The sequence below is a fragment of the Bradyrhizobium barranii subsp. barranii genome (genome assembly GCF_017565645.3).
Lineage (GTDB): Bacteria > Pseudomonadota > Alphaproteobacteria > Rhizobiales > Xanthobacteraceae > Bradyrhizobium > Bradyrhizobium barranii.
In genome coordinates this window covers 7,599,599-7,616,975 of sequence record NZ_CP086136.1, presented here as the reverse complement: position 1 = coordinate 7,616,975, position 17,377 = coordinate 7,599,599, and the positions used below count along the sequence as shown (strand labels likewise).

General features: G+C 64.9%; 12 protein-coding genes and 3 pseudogenes. 11 read left to right on the top strand and 4 right to left on the bottom strand.

Features of this window, described 5'->3' with window-relative positions; all coding sequences use genetic code 11:
• Positions 1-10: 10 nt before the first annotated feature.
• Positions 11-1,681, top strand: a complete 1,671-nt coding sequence (gene hutU / locus J4G43_RS37185; protein ID WP_208087952.1) for a urocanate hydratase — start codon at positions 11-13, stop codon at positions 1,679-1,681.
• 7 nt (positions 1,682-1,688) lie between these two features.
• Here hutU and J4G43_RS37180 read toward each other — a convergent pair whose 3' ends face one another.
• Positions 1,689-2,309 (bottom strand): TetR/AcrR family transcriptional regulator, encoded by a 621-nt coding sequence (locus tag J4G43_RS37180; protein WP_208087951.1) that lies wholly within the window; start codon positions 2,307-2,309, stop codon positions 1,689-1,691.
• A 257-nt stretch (positions 2,310-2,566) separates the two neighbouring features.
• On the opposite strand from J4G43_RS37180, the gene J4G43_RS37175 reads away from it, so the two are divergent.
• The 8 genes and pseudogenes from J4G43_RS37175 to J4G43_RS37140 all read left to right on the top strand — a co-directional run bounded on the left by J4G43_RS37175 (position 2,567) and on the right by J4G43_RS37140 (position 10,928).
• Positions 2,567-3,427: an FAD binding domain-containing protein gene (locus J4G43_RS37175; RefSeq protein ID WP_208087950.1), complete on the top strand. Its 861-nt coding sequence runs from the start codon at positions 2,567-2,569 to the stop codon at positions 3,425-3,427.
• Entirely contained in the window at positions 3,424-3,948 is a 525-nt protein-coding gene (locus J4G43_RS37170; RefSeq protein ID WP_208087949.1) for a (2Fe-2S)-binding protein, read from the top strand. Before J4G43_RS37175 ends, J4G43_RS37170 begins: the two co-directional genes overlap by 4 nt.
• Positions 3,945-6,319: pseudogene (locus J4G43_RS37165) on the top strand (xanthine dehydrogenase family protein molybdopterin-binding subunit). The gene J4G43_RS37170 and the pseudogene J4G43_RS37165 overlap by 4 nt, the downstream one beginning before the upstream one ends.
• Before the next feature lie 22 nt (positions 6,320-6,341).
• Positions 6,342-7,583: an ABC transporter substrate-binding protein gene (locus J4G43_RS37160; protein ID WP_208087948.1), complete on the top strand. Its 1,242-nt coding sequence runs from the start codon at positions 6,342-6,344 to the stop codon at positions 7,581-7,583.
• 11 nt (positions 7,584-7,594) lie between these two features.
• Complete coding sequence (locus tag J4G43_RS37155) at positions 7,595-8,470, top strand: branched-chain amino acid ABC transporter permease (RefSeq protein ID WP_071911591.1); 876 nt, start codon at positions 7,595-7,597, stop codon at positions 8,468-8,470.
• Positions 8,467-9,465, top strand: a complete 999-nt coding sequence (locus tag J4G43_RS37150; RefSeq protein ID WP_208087947.1) for a branched-chain amino acid ABC transporter permease — start codon at positions 8,467-8,469, stop codon at positions 9,463-9,465. Before J4G43_RS37155 ends, J4G43_RS37150 begins: the two co-directional genes overlap by 4 nt.
• A pseudogene (locus J4G43_RS37145) lies at positions 9,462-10,216 on the top strand (ABC transporter ATP-binding protein). Before J4G43_RS37150 ends, J4G43_RS37145 begins: the two are co-directional and overlap by 4 nt.
• On the top strand, positions 10,209-10,928 hold the full coding sequence (locus J4G43_RS37140) for an ABC transporter ATP-binding protein (protein ID WP_208087946.1): 720 nt from the start codon (positions 10,209-10,211) through the stop codon (positions 10,926-10,928). The pseudogene J4G43_RS37145 and the gene J4G43_RS37140 overlap by 8 nt, the downstream one beginning before the upstream one ends.
• 221 nt (positions 10,929-11,149) lie before the next feature.
• Here J4G43_RS37140 and J4G43_RS37135 read toward each other — a convergent pair.
• Positions 11,150-13,157: pseudogene (locus J4G43_RS37135) on the bottom strand (putative bifunctional diguanylate cyclase/phosphodiesterase).
• Between the two features lie 498 nt (positions 13,158-13,655).
• Here J4G43_RS37135 and J4G43_RS37130 point away from each other — a divergent pair.
• Positions 13,656-14,972, top strand: a complete 1,317-nt coding sequence (locus tag J4G43_RS37130) for an alpha/beta hydrolase (protein WP_208087945.1) — start codon at positions 13,656-13,658, stop codon at positions 14,970-14,972.
• Between the two features lie 19 nt (positions 14,973-14,991).
• Here the strand turns inward: J4G43_RS37130 and J4G43_RS37125 are convergent, their stop codons facing one another.
• The gene (locus J4G43_RS37125; RefSeq protein WP_208087944.1) at positions 14,992-15,270 is read right to left on the bottom strand and encodes a Plug domain-containing protein; all 279 of its coding nucleotides are present in this window, start codon (positions 15,268-15,270) and stop codon (positions 14,992-14,994) included.
• 63 nt (positions 15,271-15,333) lie between these two features.
• The gene (locus J4G43_RS37120) at positions 15,334-16,860 is read right to left on the bottom strand and encodes a hypothetical protein (protein ID WP_321576288.1); all 1,527 of its coding nucleotides are present in this window, start codon (positions 16,858-16,860) and stop codon (positions 15,334-15,336) included.
• Positions 16,861-16,952: 92 nt separating this feature from the next.
• On the opposite strand from J4G43_RS37120, the gene J4G43_RS37115 reads away from it, so the two are divergent.
• A complete protein-coding gene (locus J4G43_RS37115; protein WP_041959014.1) occupies positions 16,953-17,228 on the top strand; it encodes a hypothetical protein in 276 nt (91 codons plus the stop codon).
• The last annotated feature ends 149 nt before the right edge of the window (positions 17,229-17,377 follow it).

The following is a 17,377-nucleotide window of genomic DNA, read 5'->3' as shown; positions in this document are numbered from 1 at the left end:
GGTGCTCCGCATGAACCGCCGACTGGACAATGACCGCACCATCCGCGCCCCCCGCGGCAGCGACATCAGCGCCAAGAGCTGGCTGACGGAAGCGCCCCTGCGCATGCTGATGAACAATCTCGATCCTGATGTCGCGGAGCGTCCGAGCGAGCTCGTCGTCTATGGCGGCATTGGCCGCGCCGCGCGCGACTGGGAGAGCTTTGACCGCATCACGGCGGCCTTGCGCAAGCTCGAAGCCGACGAGACGCTCCTGGTCCAGTCCGGCAAGCCGGTCGGTGTCTTCCGCACCCATGCCGATGCCCCGCGCGTCCTGATCGCGAACTCCAACATTGTGCCGCATTGGGCGACGCTCGATCATTTCAACGAGCTCGATCGCAAGGGCCTGATGATGTACGGCCAGATGACGGCGGGCTCCTGGATCTATATCGGCAGCCAGGGCATCGTGCAGGGCACCTACGAGACCTTCGTCGAGGTCGGCCGGCGCCACTATGGCGGCAGCCTCGCGGGAAGATGGATTCTCACCGCCGGTCTCGGCGGCATGGGCGGCGCGCAACCGCTGGCGGCGACCATGGCGGGCGCCTCGATGCTCGCGGTCGAATGCCAGCCGAGCCGCATCGAGATGCGACTGCGAACCGGCTATCTCGATCGGCAGGCCGAGACGCTCGACGAGGCGCTGGCGATCATGGAAGAGGCCGCGAAGACGAAGAAGGCGGTCTCGGTTGGCCTGCTTGGCAACGCCGCGGAGATCTTTCCGGAGCTGGTACGCCGCGGCGTCAAGCCCGACATCGTCACCGACCAGACCAGCGCGCATGATCCGATCAACGGCTACTTGCCAAAGGGCTGGACGCTCGCCGATTGGGAAACCAAGCGCGCCTCGGATCCGAAGGCGGTGGAGCGCGCTTCAAAGACGTCGATGGTCGAGCACGTCCAGGCCATGCTGGATTTCCATGCGCAGGGCATTCCGACGCTCGACTACGGCAACAACATTCGCCAGATGGCGCAGGACATGGGCCTGAAGAACGCGTTCGATTTTCCGGGCTTCGTTCCCGCCTATATCCGTCCCTTGTTCTGCCGCGGCGTCGGGCCGTTCCGCTGGGCTGCGCTGTCGGGCGATCCCGAGGACATCTTCAAGACCGACGCCAAGGTCAAGGAGCTGATGCCTGACGACAAGCATCTGCACAACTGGCTCGACATGGCCAAGGAGCGCATCAAGTTCCAGGGCTTGCCGGCGCGGATCTGCTGGGTCGGCCTCGGCGATCGAGATCGCCTGGGCCTAGCCTTCAACGAGATGGTGGCACGCGGCGAATTGAAGGCGCCGATCGTGATCGGCCGCGATCATCTCGACAGCGGCTCGGTGGCGAGCCCCAACCGCGAGACCGAGGCGATGATGGACGGATCGGATGCTGTGTCCGACTGGCCGCTGCTCAACGCGCTGCTCAACTGCGCCAGCGGCGCGACCTGGGTCTCGCTGCATCACGGCGGCGGCGTCGGCATCGGCTATTCCCAGCACGCAGGCATGGTGATCGTCGCCGACGGCACGCCGGAAGCCGCGAAGCGCATTGAACGTGTGCTATGGAATGATCCCGCCAGCGGCGTCATGCGCCACGCCGATGCGGGCTATGAGACTGCGATCGATTGTGCCCGCGACAAGGCGCTCGATCTGCCGAGCCTGGCGAAGTAGTTACGCTTCAGTCGCGCGCCAAAAGCTTCGGCATCGTCATCTTCGCGCCGTCCATGAAGGTCTGGACGGCGTCGCGGACGATCGCGTTGAGATCGGGCGGGATCGGCGTCTCGTAGATGAACTTGCGGATGGCGAGATAGAAGATGCGGCCGTGCAGGCCCCAGAACAGCTCGGTCTCGCGTTCGCTGAGCGGATGGGACTTCGCGTCGGGCAGCTTCAGATCGTGGCGCAGCTCGGCCGCCGCGGGCTCGATGATCTCGCGGCGGACAATGTCAAGATAACGGCCGGTGATGCCGAACGACTTCATGCCGGAGAAGACGAAGATCCGCACCCAATTGTACTCGAACACGCGCTCGACATAATCGAGGTAGAAGCGCGTCAGCCGCGCCTCCAGCGACAGCGAGCGGTCGCGGATCATCGGCCCCCAGTCGGGCGACCAGCGGCTGAGATAGACCTCCTGGTAGACCCGCTCGATCAGCGCCTCCTTGCTCGGGAAGTGGCGATAGATCGCCGAGTGCGTGATGCCCATGCGTTTGGCGAGTTCGCGGGTCTGGCCCTCGAAGCCATGCTCGGCGAAGAAGCGGATCGCCTCGTCCACGATCGCACGCTCGCGGTCGGCCGCACGCATGTTGCGGCGCTTTGGCGCGGACTTGCTGCCTGTGTCCGTCCGCTTCCGGACCGGTCGTTTCGCTGGCTTCTGCGCTTTTCGGGCCATTTCGTCGCTGAATCGCAATCTCCGGCTGCCTTCTTAGCCTAAAGGTGCATTTGTGACCAAATGGTCATTTTCTGTTGACCGCCTCCCGGCGGCATGTCAGGATTTTGAGACCAGATGGTTACAAATCTGGTATCCCGGCTGATGAGCCGACGGATCTCGAGGAAACGGCGGTGAAGGCGAGGGCTTTCAGCTATTTTCGTGCTGCGACGATCGACCAGGCGCTGGATGCTCATGCCCGCGCCGGCGATGACGCGCGCTTCATTGCCGGGGGCCAGAGCCTCGTGCCGGCGTTATCGCTGCGGCTACAAGCGCCGCGGTTGCTGATCGACATCACCCACATCGAAGAGCTGCGCGGCGTCAGGCGCGAAGGCGGTTACTTGCGTATCGGCGCGCTGACGCGCCATTGTGAGATGCTGAGTGAGCCGCTGATCGCCGAGTTCGCGCCGCTGCTGCATGCGGCCGCCCCCTTCGTTGCCCATCCCGCGATCCGCAACCGCGGCACCATTGGCGGCAGCGTCGCGCTCGCCGATCCTGCCTCCGAATTCCCGGCGATGACCCTGGCGCTCGATGCCGAGATCGAGATCGCCGGCCCTTCCGGCAGCCGGCGTGTGAAAGCCGACGACTTCTTCGTCGAGTTGTTCGAGACCGCATTGCAGCCCGGTGAGTTGATCACCGCGATCTACGTTCCGCTGTTCAAGGCCGATCAACGTTTTGCGTTCGACGAGCTGGCGCGCCGGCGCGGGGACTATGCTCTGGTCGGGTGCGGCATGCTTGCGACTTTCACAGCCGAACGCATCGACGACATCCGCGTTTCCTTCTTCTCGGTCGGCAATACACCGACGCGGGTGAAGGGCGCTGAGGCAACCCTGATCGGCTCGAACCTGGATCCTGAGCGTATCGCCGCCGCACAAGCTGCGCTCGAAGGCGATCTCGCCCCGCCGGACAGCGACGAGGTGCCGCCGGCGATGCGGCTGCATCTCGCCCGCGTGCTGCTCGGCCGCCTGCTCGGACGTCTGAGTGAGGTCGCATGAGCGGTTTTGACGAAACCCTTTTGGACGACCCCGACGAGACCGTGCGGGTCCGCTTCGTCGTCAATGGCCGCAAGGTCGCCTGCGAGGTGGCGCCGCGCGAGACGCTGGTCGATTGCCTGCGCAACGCGCTCGAACTGACCGGCACGCATGCGGGCTGCGAGATGGGGGCCTGCGGCGCCTGCCTGGTGCAACTCGACGGCCGCGCTGTGCACTCCTGCCTGATCTTTGCAGTGCAGGCCGATGGTGCCAAGATCAATACCATCGAAGGTCTTACCGAGAGCGGCGTGATCGCCGATCTCCAGGCCGAATTCCATCGCCGCAACGCGCTGCAATGCGGCTTCTGCACGCCGGGCATGCTGGTCAATGCCCATGAACTGCTCTCGCAGGTGGCGCGGCCGAGCCGCGACGAAATCCGCGACGCGCTGTCGGGCAATTACTGCCGCTGCACCGGCTATGAGGCGATCGTGGACGCCATCGACGCGGTGGCCAAAGCGCGCAATGAAGATGGAGGCGCGACATGAGCGCGCCGCTGACCTCGCTCGACCGCCCGAATTCCTATATCGGCCGCTCGGTGCCGCGCCCGAACGCCAAGCGCCTGCTCGCCGGCCGCGGACGCTATGTCAGCGACCTTCGCTTGCCGCGTATGCTCCATGCCGCCTTCCTGCGCAGTCCGCATGCGCACGCGAAGATCGTCGCCATCAATACCGAGCGGGCGGGCGCGCTCGAAGGCGTGCATCTCGTTGCCACGGGCGAGGACCTCGCAAAGATCTGCACGCCCTGGACCGGCACGCTCGATCACTTCAAGGGCATGACGTCGGCTCCGCAATTGCCATTGCCGCTCGACCGCGTGGTCTGGGCCGGGCAGGCTGTGGTGGCCGTCGTCGCCGAGAGCCGGGCGATTGCGGAAGATGCGCTGGAGCTGATCGAGATCGATTACGAGGACCTCCCTGTCGTCGTCGATATCGACAGTGCACGAGAGGCTGGTGGCCCGCTGATCAATCCCGGCAGTGTCAATAACACCTGTTTCCGGGCCCAGCTCGACAATGGCGCCGTTGACGACGCCTTTGCGCATGCCGCGCACGTGGTGGAAGAAGAGTTCTCCTTCGGCCGCCACACCGCGGTGACGCTGGAGCCGCGCGCCATCGTTGCAGACTACGATCCCGCCGCCGGCGCACTCACCGTGCATCACGCGACGCAGACGCCCTACCAGTTCCAGGATCTCTATTCACGCCACTACGGCATCCCCGAGGCCCGCGTCCGCGTCATCGCGACCGACATCGGCGGCTCCTTCGGGATGAAGCTGCATGTCTATCACGAGGACATGGCGGTGGTCGGCCTGTCGATCCTGCTCGGCCGTCCCGTCAAATACGTCGCCGACCGCATCGAGTCCTTCGTCTCCGACATCCACGCCCGCGATCATCGCGTCCGGGCCCGCATGGCGCTCGATGCCAACGGCGAGATCCTGGCGATGGACGTGCTGGACTTGACCGCGATCGGGGCGTTCTCGACCTATCCGCGCACCAGCGTGGTCGAGGGCAACCAGGTGATCCGCCTGATCGGCGCGCCCTATCGTTTCAAGGACTATCGCGCCACACTGGAGGTGATCTTCCAGAACAAGGTGCAGACCAGCCAGTATCGCGCCGTCGGTCATCCCATCGCCTGTGCCGTCACCGAGCGGCTGGTCGACATGGCGGCGGCCAAGGTTGGCCTCAATCCCTTCGCCATCCGCGCGCAGAACGTTATCGCTGACGATGCCTATCCGCAGACCTCGCCGACCGGCTATCGCTTCGAGGCGCTGTCGCATCAGGCCTGCCTGAATCGCCTGCACGAGATGATGGGTTATGAGGGGTTGCGCGCCGAGCAGGCCGACTTGCGCAAGCGCGGCGTCTATCGCGGCATCGGCATTGCGGCCTTCGTCGAGATCACCAATCCCAGCCCGGCCTTCTACGGCATCGGCGGCGCGCGCATCTCGTCGCAGGACGGCGCGATCCTCAGCCTGACGCCGTCGGGCGAGGTCCGCTGCCTGATCTCGGTCACCGAGCAGGGGCAGGGCACCGAGGCGATCATCAGCCAGACGTGGCCGATCAGCTCGGCCTTGCGCAGGAACACGTCAAGGTCATCACAGGAGATACCGAGGTGACGCCGCATGGCGGCGCCACCTGGGCCTGCCGTGGCGCCGGCATCGGCGGCGAGACCGCGCTGCAGGCCACGCGCGTGCTCAAGCGCAATATTCTGGAGATTGCCGCGCTCATTCTTCAGGAGCAGCCCTCGGCACTCGACATCATCGATGGCGAGGTCGTCGACGCCGTGACCCGGAACAAGCGGTTGCCTATCTCCGAGATCGCGCGGATCGCCTATTTCCGCTCCGACACCTTGCCGCCCAGCACACAGGCGCAGCTCACCGTCAGTCATCACTTTGCTCCGCAGGGCTATCCGTTCGCCTTCACCAACGGCATCCAGGGCTGTTCGCTGGAGGTCGATGTCGAGACCGGCTTCGTCAAAGTGCTGAAGCACTTCATCGTCGAGGATTGCGGCCGCGTCATCAATCCGATGCTGGTGGACGAGCAGCTTCGCGGCGGCATCGTGCAGGGGCTGGGTGCGGCGCTGTTCGAGGAATGCCGCTACAGCGAGACTGGTCAGCTCATGAACGGCTCGCTCGCCGACTACCTCGTTCCGATGCCGATGGAGATGCCCGACATCGTCATCGGCCACGTCGAGACGCCGACCGCCGACACCCTGCTCGGGGCCAAGGGAGTTGGCGAGGCCGGCACGGCGGCGGCATCCGCCTGCGTTCTGAACGCCGTCAACGACGCGCTCGCGCCGTTCGACGCCTCGATCAATTCGATTCCGATCACGCCCATAAAAGTCCTGAAAGCCCTGAAACGTTTCTAAAAAAAGACAGTTGGAGGAAATCATGCCCAAATCCGGTTCGACCTCGACAATATCCCGCCGCACCGCGCTCGCTGGCCTCTCCGCCGGCGCCGCCCTGCTCGCCATGCCGCGGCTCGGCCGCGCCGCGGACGAGACGATTCGCATTGGCTTCCCGACGCCGCTGACCGGACCGTTCGCCGCTGAGGCGCGCGATCAGGTCAAATGCGCCGAGCTCGCCGTCAAGCTCGTCAACGACAAGGGCGGCATCGGTGGCCGCAAGGTCGAGCTCCTGGTGCGTGACGACAAGCTCAATGCCGGCGAGGCCGCGACCCGGACGCTGGAGCTGATCGAGAAGGACAAGGTCCACGCCGTGGTGGGCGCGCTTTCCAGCGCGGTGCAGCTCGCCGTCAACGAGGTCACCCGTGCCCGCGGCGTGATCTACGTCTCGATCAGCCAGTCCGACACGATCAACGAGGCCAAGGATTTCAGCAAATACACCTTCCACGAAGCGCTGAACCCGCACATGACGACCGCTGCGGTGGCGCGGCAGACCCTGAAGAAGGGCATGAAGGTCGCCCATCTCGTGGCCGACTATGCGTATGGCCATGAGATGCTGCGCGGCTTCAAGCGCGCGCAGGCGGCGATCGGCGCTGATAACGTTGGCGAGATCCTACATCCGTTCGGCGCGGCCGACTATTCCACCTTCATGCCGCGCCTGATGTCGATGCGGCCGGACGTGCTCTGCATCTCCAATTTCGGCCGGGACCAGGCCAACGCGATCAAGCAGGCGGTGGATTTCGGCGTCAAGCAGCAGATGAAGATCGTCGTACCCGTCATCCTGCACAACCAGCGGCTCGCGGTCGGCCCCGACGTGTTTGAGGGCGTGGTCGGCGGGGCCAACTATTATTGGGGCCTGGAGTCGCAGAGCAAGACGGCGGCCGCTTTCAACGCGGCGTTCAAGGCCGCCAATGCCGGCGCAATTCCGACCGATTACGGCGCCTATGGCTATTCCGGCGTCGGATCGCTGCTGGCGGCCATACAGGTCGCCGGAGGCACCGACACCGACAAGGTCATCGATGCCCTCGAGAAGTTGCAATACGACCTGACCAAGGGCCCGCAGCACTACCGCAAATGCGACCACCAGTCGGTGCAGTCGGTGCTGGTGCTGGAGTCCAAGAAGAAGTCCGCGATGGCGAACGACAACGATCTGTTTGCGATTCTCGCCAACGACACCGGCTCCGATGATATGCTGCGCAGCTGCAGCGAGCTCGGCCACGCGACCTGAAGCCTCAACCGATGGACCTGTCGCTGATCATCATGCAGCTTCTTTCCGGGATCGCCCTTGGGGCGGTCCTGGTGATCACTGCGCTTGGACTGACGATCGTGTTCGGCATGCTCGGGGTGGTGAATTTCGCCCATGGCGCGCTGTTCATGATCGGGGCCTATGCGGGGCTGTATCTGGCGTCGCTCACCGGCAGCTTCTGGTGGGGATTGCTGCTCGCTCCCATTTTGATCGGCGCGTTCGGCATGCTGATCGAGTTCGTCCTGATCCGCAGGCTCTATGGACGCTCGATCGACGATCCGCTGCTGCTCACCTTCGGCCTGAGCTACATCCTGGTCGAGGGCGTGCGCATCGTGTTCGGCAGCGACGGCATTCCGTTTCCGACCCCGCCGCAGCTCGTCGGCGTGCTCGATCTCGGCATCGGCTTCTTCCCGCGCTACCGCCTGTTCGTCATCGCGCTGGTGGCGGTGGTGCTGCTGGTGCTCTGGCTGACGCTGGAGAAGACCCGCATCGGCCTCATTGTGCGCGCGGGCGCCCGCGATCCCACCATCATGCAGGTGCTCGGCGTCGATATCGGCCGGGTCTGGCTCGCGATTTTTGGCCTTGGCGTCGGACTTGCCGCGCTCGGTGGTGTGCTCGCGGGTCCCATGCGCAGCGTCAATCCGGAGATGGGCTCGCTGGTGCTGGCGGAGGCCTTCGTCGTGACCGTGATCGGTGGCCTCGGCTCGATCGTCGGTGCGGTCGTCGCCGGCCTCATGGTCGGCATCTCCATCAGCCTGGTGGCGCTGTTCGCGCCTGAAATGGCGACCATCGTCATGTTCGCGCTGATGGCGATTGTGCTGTTGATCCGCCCGCAAGGCCTGTTCGGCGTGAGAGGGAGGACCGCGTGACGTCACCATCGAGCGGCGAAGCGGTCGCCAAGCCCTCGTCCCGCGGGCTCGGCTGGCTTCTCGAGCAGCGCGTCCTGCTGTCCATCGCGGTGCTGGCCGTGCTGCCATGGGTGCTGCCGTCCCAGGCGCTGGCCGTCAACGTCCTGATCTACGGCGTCGTGGTGATGGGCTACAATCTGCTGTTCGGCTACACCGGGCTGCTGTCGTTCGGGCAGGCGGCGTTCTTCGGCGCGGGCGCCTACTTCACCGGCATTGCGATCGGCCGCTATGGCGTACCCTGGTTCGCCGCGGTGCCGATCGCCGTCCTCCTGAGCACCGGCCTTGCCGCCGCAATCGGCATCGTCTCGACGCGCACCCGCGGCATCTATTTTTCCATGGTGACGCTGGCGCTGGCCCAGCTCGTCTACTACGTCGCGCTGCAGGCCTCGTCCTTCACGGGCGGCGAGAACGGCCTGCGCGGCTTCACCGTCGACCGCATCAGCCTGTTCGGCTTCCCCGTCAATTTCCTCGACCCCGTCAATAAGTATTACGTGCTGATGGCCTTCGCGGCGCTCGCGATGTGGTTCCAGTCGCGGATCCTGAACTCGCCGTTCGGCGCCGTCATCGAGGCCATCCGCGAAAACGAGCAGCGGGCGCGGGCGTGCGGCTATGACGTCGAGCGCAGCAAGCTGATCGTGTTCATGCTGTCGGGTGCGATCTCCTCGCTTGGCGGCTGCATGCTGGCGCTGCACCTGTCGATCGTACCGCTGGACCTTCTGCACTACCAGACATCGGGCATGATCGTGATGATGGTGCTGCTCGGCGGCGCGCGCAGCTTCTTCGGGCCCTTCGTCGGGGCTGCGAGCTTCCTGATCCTGGAGGATGTCATCTCGCTCTGGACGCCGCATTGGCAGATTTTCGTCGGTGCGATCTTCGTGCTGTTCGTGCTGTTCCTGCCCAAGGGGATCTGGGGAACGCTGCTCGACACGCTCGGCATCGGAAAGGCGCGGCCATGAGCGGCGAACTGCTTCGCGTCGAGGGGGTCGGCAAGCGTTTTGGCGGCTTCGTCGCGCTCGAAGACATTACCGTGTCCTTTGCGGCAGGACAGCTGACCTCGATCATCGGACCGAACGGCGCCGGCAAGAGCACCTTCTTCAACATCCTCTCCGGCGCGCTGCCCCCGACGTCGGGCACGCTGCACTTCAGGGGACGTGAACTGAACGGCCTGCCGCAGCACCGCTTCGTGCACAGGGCATCTCGCGCTCCTACCAGATCACGAACATCTTTCCGGACTTGTCCGTGCACGAGAATGTGCGCGTGGCGGCGCAGGCGCTGACCGTGAGCTACGACATCTGGCGCAACCGCGCCCGGCTGACGGAGCTGAACGCGCGCGCCGACGCGGCGCTTGAGGCGGTCGGACTGCTCGGCAAGCGCGTTGAATTGGCCAAATTTCTCTCGCACGGCCAGCAGCGCGCGCTGGAGATCGCGATCGCGCTGGTCTCCGAGCCCGAGCTGCTCCTGCTCGATGAGCCCACCGCCGGCATGGGGCCGGAAGAGACCAAGGACATGGTCGCGCTGCTCGAACGGCTCGCGGAGAAGCGCACGGTGCTGCTGGTCGAGCACAAGATGAAGATGGTGCTCGGCCTGTCCAAGCGTGTCGTGGTGCTGCATCACGGCCGTCTGCTGGCGGACGGCGCGCCCAACGAGATCAGGAGCAACCCGGAAGTCCGGCGGGTTTACCTCGGACAGAGTGAAGGCTATGGCTGAGACCGCGCTGCTAGAAATCGATGATCTCCACGCCTGGTATGGCGCAAGCCATATCCTGCACGGCATCTCCCTGCAAGTGAAGGAGGGCGAGGTGGTAGCTCTCGTCGGCCGCAACGGCGCCGGCAAGACCACGACGCTGCGGGCGATGATGGGTCTGATGCCGAAGGCGACAGGCCGCGTGCGCTTTGCGGGCAAGGAATTGCTGCCGTTCCGGGCTCATCAGCGCTTCCATCTCGGTTTGGCCTATGTGCCGGAGGAGCGCCGCATCGTTCCCGGTCTCTCCGTGCGCGAAAATCTCCGCCTCGGCCTGGTCGCGGCCGGAAGCGAGATCGAGGAGCGCGCCGCGATCGACGAGATCGCCGAAACCTTTCCGCGCCTGAAGGAACGCCTCGATCAGGAGGGCGTCACGCTTTCGGGCGGCGAGCAACAGATGCTCGCGATCGCCCGCGCGCTGATCGCAAAGCCCAAGATGATCCTGCTCGACGAGCCCTCGGAAGGCATCATGCCCGTCCTGGTCGAGGAGATGGGCGTGCTGTTCCGCCGCCTGCGCGACGAGGGCAAGACACTGCTGCTGGTCGAGCAGAACGTCGAATGGGCCCTGCGGCTGGCCGACCGGGCGGTGATCATCGACCAGGGCGAGGTCGTGCATCAAAGCAGCGCCGCGGCGCTGCTGGCGGACAAGGACATCCAGGAGCGTTATTGCGCGGTGTGACGGCTCCGGAGGCCGTACGCCAGCAGGTCATCCAAGGAGCAAAAAAATGTATATATAATTGATGTCACCTTGAAATTGAGTATCGCGCGTTTTGACGTCGCTGACAAGCACCGACACGGCATCCCGGCATGTCGGGGGCGTTTCGACGCATGTGAAGCGGACGATTGACAGGCAGCAATTTAATTTATCAGCGCTGCGCGTGCGGATTGAGATCTGGCCTCTCAGGCCACGACCTTGGCGCCGGCGTCGCCGAGACGCTGGCGTTCCTTTGCGAGATAGTCGCCGATCGCATCGCCCGACATCGGCTTTGCGAAGTAGTAGCCCTGGATGAAGTCGCATCCCAGGCGGCGCAGGCTGTCGAGCTGGGCGCGGGTTTCGACGCCCTCGGCGACGCAAGCGATCTCCATGTCGTCGCACAGGCCGGCGAGAGACTTGATGATCTTGTGACTCACCGGATTTTCGTTGATGTCGGCGACGAAGCTGCGGTCGATCTTGATCTTGTCGAGCGGCAGCCGATGCACGTGGCTCAGCGAGGAATAACCGGTGCCGAAATCGTCCAGTGAAATGCCGCAGCCCATGGCCTTCAGCGTCGCGATCGATTGTTGCGCGCGCACGAAGTCGAAGGTGACGGCGGTCTCGGTGATCTCGAAGTCGATCCGGTGCGGCGGCAACCCGCTCCTCTCGATGATCGAGATCAGCGGCAAAATGCCCTCGGCTGCGCAGACGTCGTGAGCGGACAGGTTGAACGACAGGCGGATGTGGTCGGGCCAGGTCCTTGCCGTCGCGAGCGCGCGGACCAGCAGCGCCTGCGTCAGCGGCCGGATCAGGCCGATGCGCTCTGCGGCCGGAATGAAGTCGGCCGGTGAGACCAGGCCGAGGCGGGAGCTGTGCCAGCGCGCCAGGACTTCGAAGCCGGCGGTGTGCTCGCTCATGGCGTCCACGATCGGCTGGAACACCAGGTCCATCTCGGTGCTGAAATCGGCGGTGCGGAGCAAGTTCTCGATGACGCCGCGGCTGCGGATCTCGGCCTCGAGCTCGCTCGAGAAGATCACGGTGCGGCCGCGCAGATGGCGCTTGGCGTGATAGAGCGAGTAGTCGGCGCATTCATAGAGCGCTTCGGCGCTGGTCGCCGAGCTTGGGAACAGCGCGAAGCCGATCGAGCAGGACAGCCCGGTATGGGCGGTGTCGAGCTGGTAGGGCAACTTGACCTGTTCGCCGATGCGCTGGCCGAGCCGCATCAAATCGTCATCTTCGGGATCGCCGCACACCACGAGGCCGAACTCGTCGCCGCCGAGCCGGGCAAATTCCACCCGCTGCGGGCCGAAGCCCTCGCAAACTTCGCGGATGCGGCGCCCGGCTTCGATCAGGACGCGATCGCCGACCGAGTGGCCGTAATTGTCGTTGATCGGCTTGAAGCCGTCGAGGTCGATGATCCCCACCGCGACGCGAACGCGCCTGCGCTCGGCGTCGGTGAAGGCGCTCGACAGCTCGGCGAAGAAGCGGCGGCGGTTCGGCAGCTCGGTGAGGGAATCGATTGGCGAGGCGGAAGTTCTCGTCCGAGAGCGCTTGGGTTGCCGCCTGCTGCGCCAGCAGCGATTTGCGGCTCGAGACGAGATCGGCGAAGTCGCGGTAGTAGATGAACAACACCGTCACCATCGCGCCTGACACGAGCAGGTTGTTGACCGCGATCGCCTTCAGCGTCGGTTCGCCGGTCGCCCAGAAGAACAGCACATAGGGAACGTCGACGACGAGCGTCACGATCAGCGCCGCGGAACGCAGATGCATCAGCGAGAAGATGCAGCCGATCACGGTCACCGCCATGTAGAAGGCGACCTGGCTCTTGGCGAAGGCATCGCCGTAAGGGTACAGCGCAAAGGACCATGCGGTGAAGCCGGCGCCGATCGGCAATGTCATCCAGTTTGTGGCGCGCAGATTGCGCAGGATATCGGCATCGCTGCGCACGAGATGCCGCTGGCGCAGCCACCAGAAGGTACGCAGCGCCGCGAGCACGGTGAGCACGCTCGGCACGATCATCGTCAGCCAGTCCGGCGCCACGTTGACATAGGTATAGGCAACCGCGATCGTGTTGCTCATCAGGATGAAATAGAGCAGCGGGATCTGCTTGGAGAAGGCGTCGAACTGCGCGCGCGTCAGGTCCGGGTTGTCGGCCGGCACGCGAAACAGCCGCATCGCGGCGGCGAGCTGAGACTTCAAATTGACGACAGGCATTGCAATACGCGCCCCGGATCCCTTCAAAACGGCGGCGATCTTCCACGGCGGGGGTAAAGGGCGCGTTAGGTGGGGCTGCACGAAAAAGCCAGCGCAGGTTGCGCGCGGCTACGGGATTTTCCGGCCGCGTGTATTGGTGAGACCGTGTTAAGGATATCCGGCGGCCGAGGCGCGTGTCTCAGGCACGTCTCGCCCGCGGCCACCTGCAGCTACGATCTGCTAACCATGCGAGATCTTGGCTTTTCACGTCGGCGACGGCGCATGGCCGCGCGGTCAGCCGACGCACGTGCTTGCGCAAGCTACGTCGTGCGAGGTGCAGCAGCAACGGCCTCGTGTCCGCGATAATTCATGAGCATGCACGGAATAACGGTCGCCGTTCGGTTTGAGCATGGCGGCTATCGCTGGAATGCGGCCGCTTGCTGTTTGACCGCGCGCAGGCGGCCCGCCATACTTTGCGTCAAGGCGAGCCAGAAAGACTTGTCGGCACCGGGAGCTGAAATGACCAATTCTTTGTCCGTCCTTGCGGGGACGTTGATTTCCCTCGTCTCCTTCACTTCAATTGCATTGTCGCAGCCGGCCTGCGTCACCCAGAACATGGCCGTGCCGCTCGGGGCCAACACCACCGATAAGGCGGCACCGTTCTTCATCGACACGACGGGCCTGGATTTCAAGACGGCGCCGCCGACGCGCGATCCCTCGAACCCCAACTATCCGCGCGCGACCGAGCTGCCCGACGGAACGCTGCCGCCGTCCGGTGCCGAGGGCAATTTCATCATCGGGCCCACCCACAATCCGGCGCCGGAGACGATTGCGAAGGAAGGCGTGCCACGCGGCACGACAAAATCCTTCACGCTGACGTCGAAGGAGAGCACGATCTACAATCCCGGCCTGATCCGCGACGACGTCGCCGGCTGCACCAATTCCTCGATCATGACGACCGTCACCGCGCCGGATGACAAGTCGCACATGATCGTCACCACCAGCCATCCTGGAATCTGGTCGCGCACGATCGACGTCTACGTGCCGGCGCAATATGTGCGCGGCACCGAGGCGCCGTTCATCGTGGTCGGCGACGGCGGCTCCAACGCCTACAAGGACCTCGCCACGACGCTCGATAATCTGATCGCGCAGCGCCGCGTGCCACCGATGATCGCGATCCAGATCGGCAACGGCGGGCAGGATGCGCAGGGCAGCCAGCGCGGCCGCGAATACGATGCGGTGTCAGGCGACTATGCGCAGTTCGTCGAGCGCGAGGTGCTGCCGCTGGTCGAGAAGAACGCCGACGTCAAGTTGACCAAAAACCCCGACGGGCGCGCGACGATGGGCCTGAGCTCGAGCGGTGTTGCGGCCTTCACCATGGCGTGGTTCTATCCCGATCTCTATCACCGCGTGCTGGCGTTCTCGCCGACCATGGTCAACCAGCAATGGCCGCACGATCCGTCGCTGCGTGGTGGTGCGTGGGAATATCACAGCGCTTGGACCGGGCCGGCCACGCCCAACCTCATCTCCAAGGCGGGCGTGCTGACGCCGGCCGAGCCGCCCGGCGTGCCGCTGATCGTCGCCGCGCCGGTAAAGCCGATCCGCTTCTGGTTCTTCGGCGGCGACCAGGATCTGTTCTATCCGAATCCGACCATTCCCGACGGCATGCATGACTGGACCCTGTCGAACGCGCTGACGGCGAAAGTGCTGGCGGAGAAGGGCTACCACTACCAGTTCCTGTTCGTGCGCAACGCCAAGCACGTCGACCGGCCGACGATCGCGCAAACGCTGCCGTCGGCGCTGGAGTGGGTCTGGAAGGGCTATCCGATCCCCTGAACGCGAAGTCGCGCGAAATCTAGCGGCCAATCCCAATCGTCACGCCGGCGGTCGAGCGCATGGCGTCCCGGAGGGTCGTCGCGTTCATGTCGTCAAGGATCTGACGTGTCAGCACGGTGGTCTGGCCGGGCGTGTTGAGGATCGTCTCGCCGCGCGAAGTCGAGAGCCGGTCGGCCTTGTAGGGGGCGGCCCGATCGGTGGCGGGCGCATGGTGCGGGCGTTTGCCGGACGCCACAAAGGCCCCTTGCGAGACGCAGAGGGCGGCGATCACGACCAGGCGCAATGATCTTGCGGGCATGCGGCCTCCCATGTCCAAGCCGTCAGCCTAGCATATGGCGGGCATGGTTGCAGAGGACAAGGGTCAGGCGAGAGCGGCCCGGCGCTCCCGCACCGGTTCGCGGGGCCGGTCGGGGTTACGCGGCTCTGCGAGCCGGGTAAAGCTGCGCTGACCCGCCGACGCGGGCGCTTCGACGACGACGCCCTCGCAGACGATCTGCCCGTCCAGCATCCTGAATTCGAGCTTGTCGTAGCGTGGCATGGTCTCGCCGGGCGCGGGCGGCAGCAGCTCGACGCGGCCCTGGATGTTCAGCGTGGCGTCGCCGGCGCCGTGAAGCCGCGGATTCCACATCCTGATCCCGGTCTCCGTCCAGCGCTGCCGGATCAACGTGGCGCGGTCGACGGGTTCCACGACCTTTGCGCGCGTCTTCGGCGCGCTGGGGATCACCGGAGCGGGAGACTCGAGGATCGGCTCCGGCGCGACATGCGTGACGGCGCTCGCTGTGTCGGCAGAGGAACCCGGCGCGGCGATCGCTGCGATCGGGGCGGGATCGTTGGCCGGGATCGGCTCGATCTCCATTGCGACGATCGGGAAGGCCGCGCTGTCGATGCTGCTCTCGGAGACCTCCTCCGCCGAGACGTCGCTGTCCGCAAGCGCGACGCACGGGTCCTCCGCGACAGCCGGCTCCACATCAGCGACGTCAGAGGAGGTATCGTCGTTGACGGCGAGAACGGGGGCATCAACCGGAGCGATCTCGATGTCGATAGAGGAGACCAGCGCCTCCTCTGCGACGACAAGCTCCACCTCGGTCGCGAGTTCGGGAGATGCATCGTTGCTGACGACGGGCTCGGAAACGTTGGCCTGCCGGCTCTCGGCCTCGACAGGCGACAGCCGCGCCTCTTCAACGATGACGGGTTCAGCGATCTCCGGAAGTTCCACAGGTGGGTCGCTGATGACGAGCTCGGGTGCACCGACCGGCTCACTCTCGATCTCGACAACCGGGACCGGTGTCTCTTCTACGACAACGGGTTCGACGCTGGTCTCAAGCTCCGCGGGCGGATCGCTGCTGACGAGCTCAACGGCCTCGCTCTCCACCTCGACTGATGAGACCGAAACCTCTTCGACGACGACCGCCTCGACCTCTGTCGGCGCTTCCAAGGATGAATCATCGGCGACGCTGATATCAGTTGGCGCCGCGGACGAGCTCTCCGGGATGACAGAGATAGTGGCGCCATCTTCGGCGACCGGAGCCGCAACGGCGATCTCGGTGTCACTGGGCAGCGGGGTGGTGCTGATGCTGTCGGGAGCCGGAACAGCTTCTGCGATGTCGGCGACGATTGCGGGCGAATCGCTTGCCGCGATCGGCGCGACATCGATGCTGCCGCCGTGAGGCAAGGGCCTAAGCCGGGTGAACGCCCATTTCACCGCGGGAATGCGGCGCAGCAACGATATCAGTCTCGAAAGCACAGGGAGTTGTCCAAGAGGTACTCGGCGTGAAGCAATCGCTGATTCGCCAGCAATGCAAAAAACTGCCCCGGCCGTCACATCGATGTCAATGTAGGTGGGACCAATTGCAGAACATCCGTGCGTCCACCGCGCGGGAAAGGGCAACGCGACTGCCGTGTCGGATGCGACAATGCACCACCGCCGGGTTGCGGGCGGTCGCGCCTAGGATGGGCGGGACAGCAACGCAAAGCACGCGCATGTCCGATCCTCCCGACGACAGGATCGTTCCGATCCGCTCGTTGCAAGGCGCCCGGCTCGACGAGCGCTTTGACGCAACGCTTGCGGACCTCGAGGCGCGCCGCGATGAGCTCGTGCAAATCATCTCGCGTCTCACCGACGGCTTGAGCGTGATCGATCAGGCCGCCGCTGGCGGATCAGCCCAGTCGGCGCGCGATCTGCTCGATCTGCTGGCCACGGCCAAAGCCCAGCTGAACGAGGTGACGGCCATCATCGAAAAGCTGCGGTCGTCCTGAAGCTCCGGCGCGGCAGGCGGCCAATGTGACCGCGCCCACAGAATTGCCGCGCCGATCCCCGATACGCTTCCTTCGACAGCGAAGGAGAAAGGACGTGATCCGCGAGACATATCTGGCCGCTGATCCTGCGCCGAACGTCGGACTTCCCT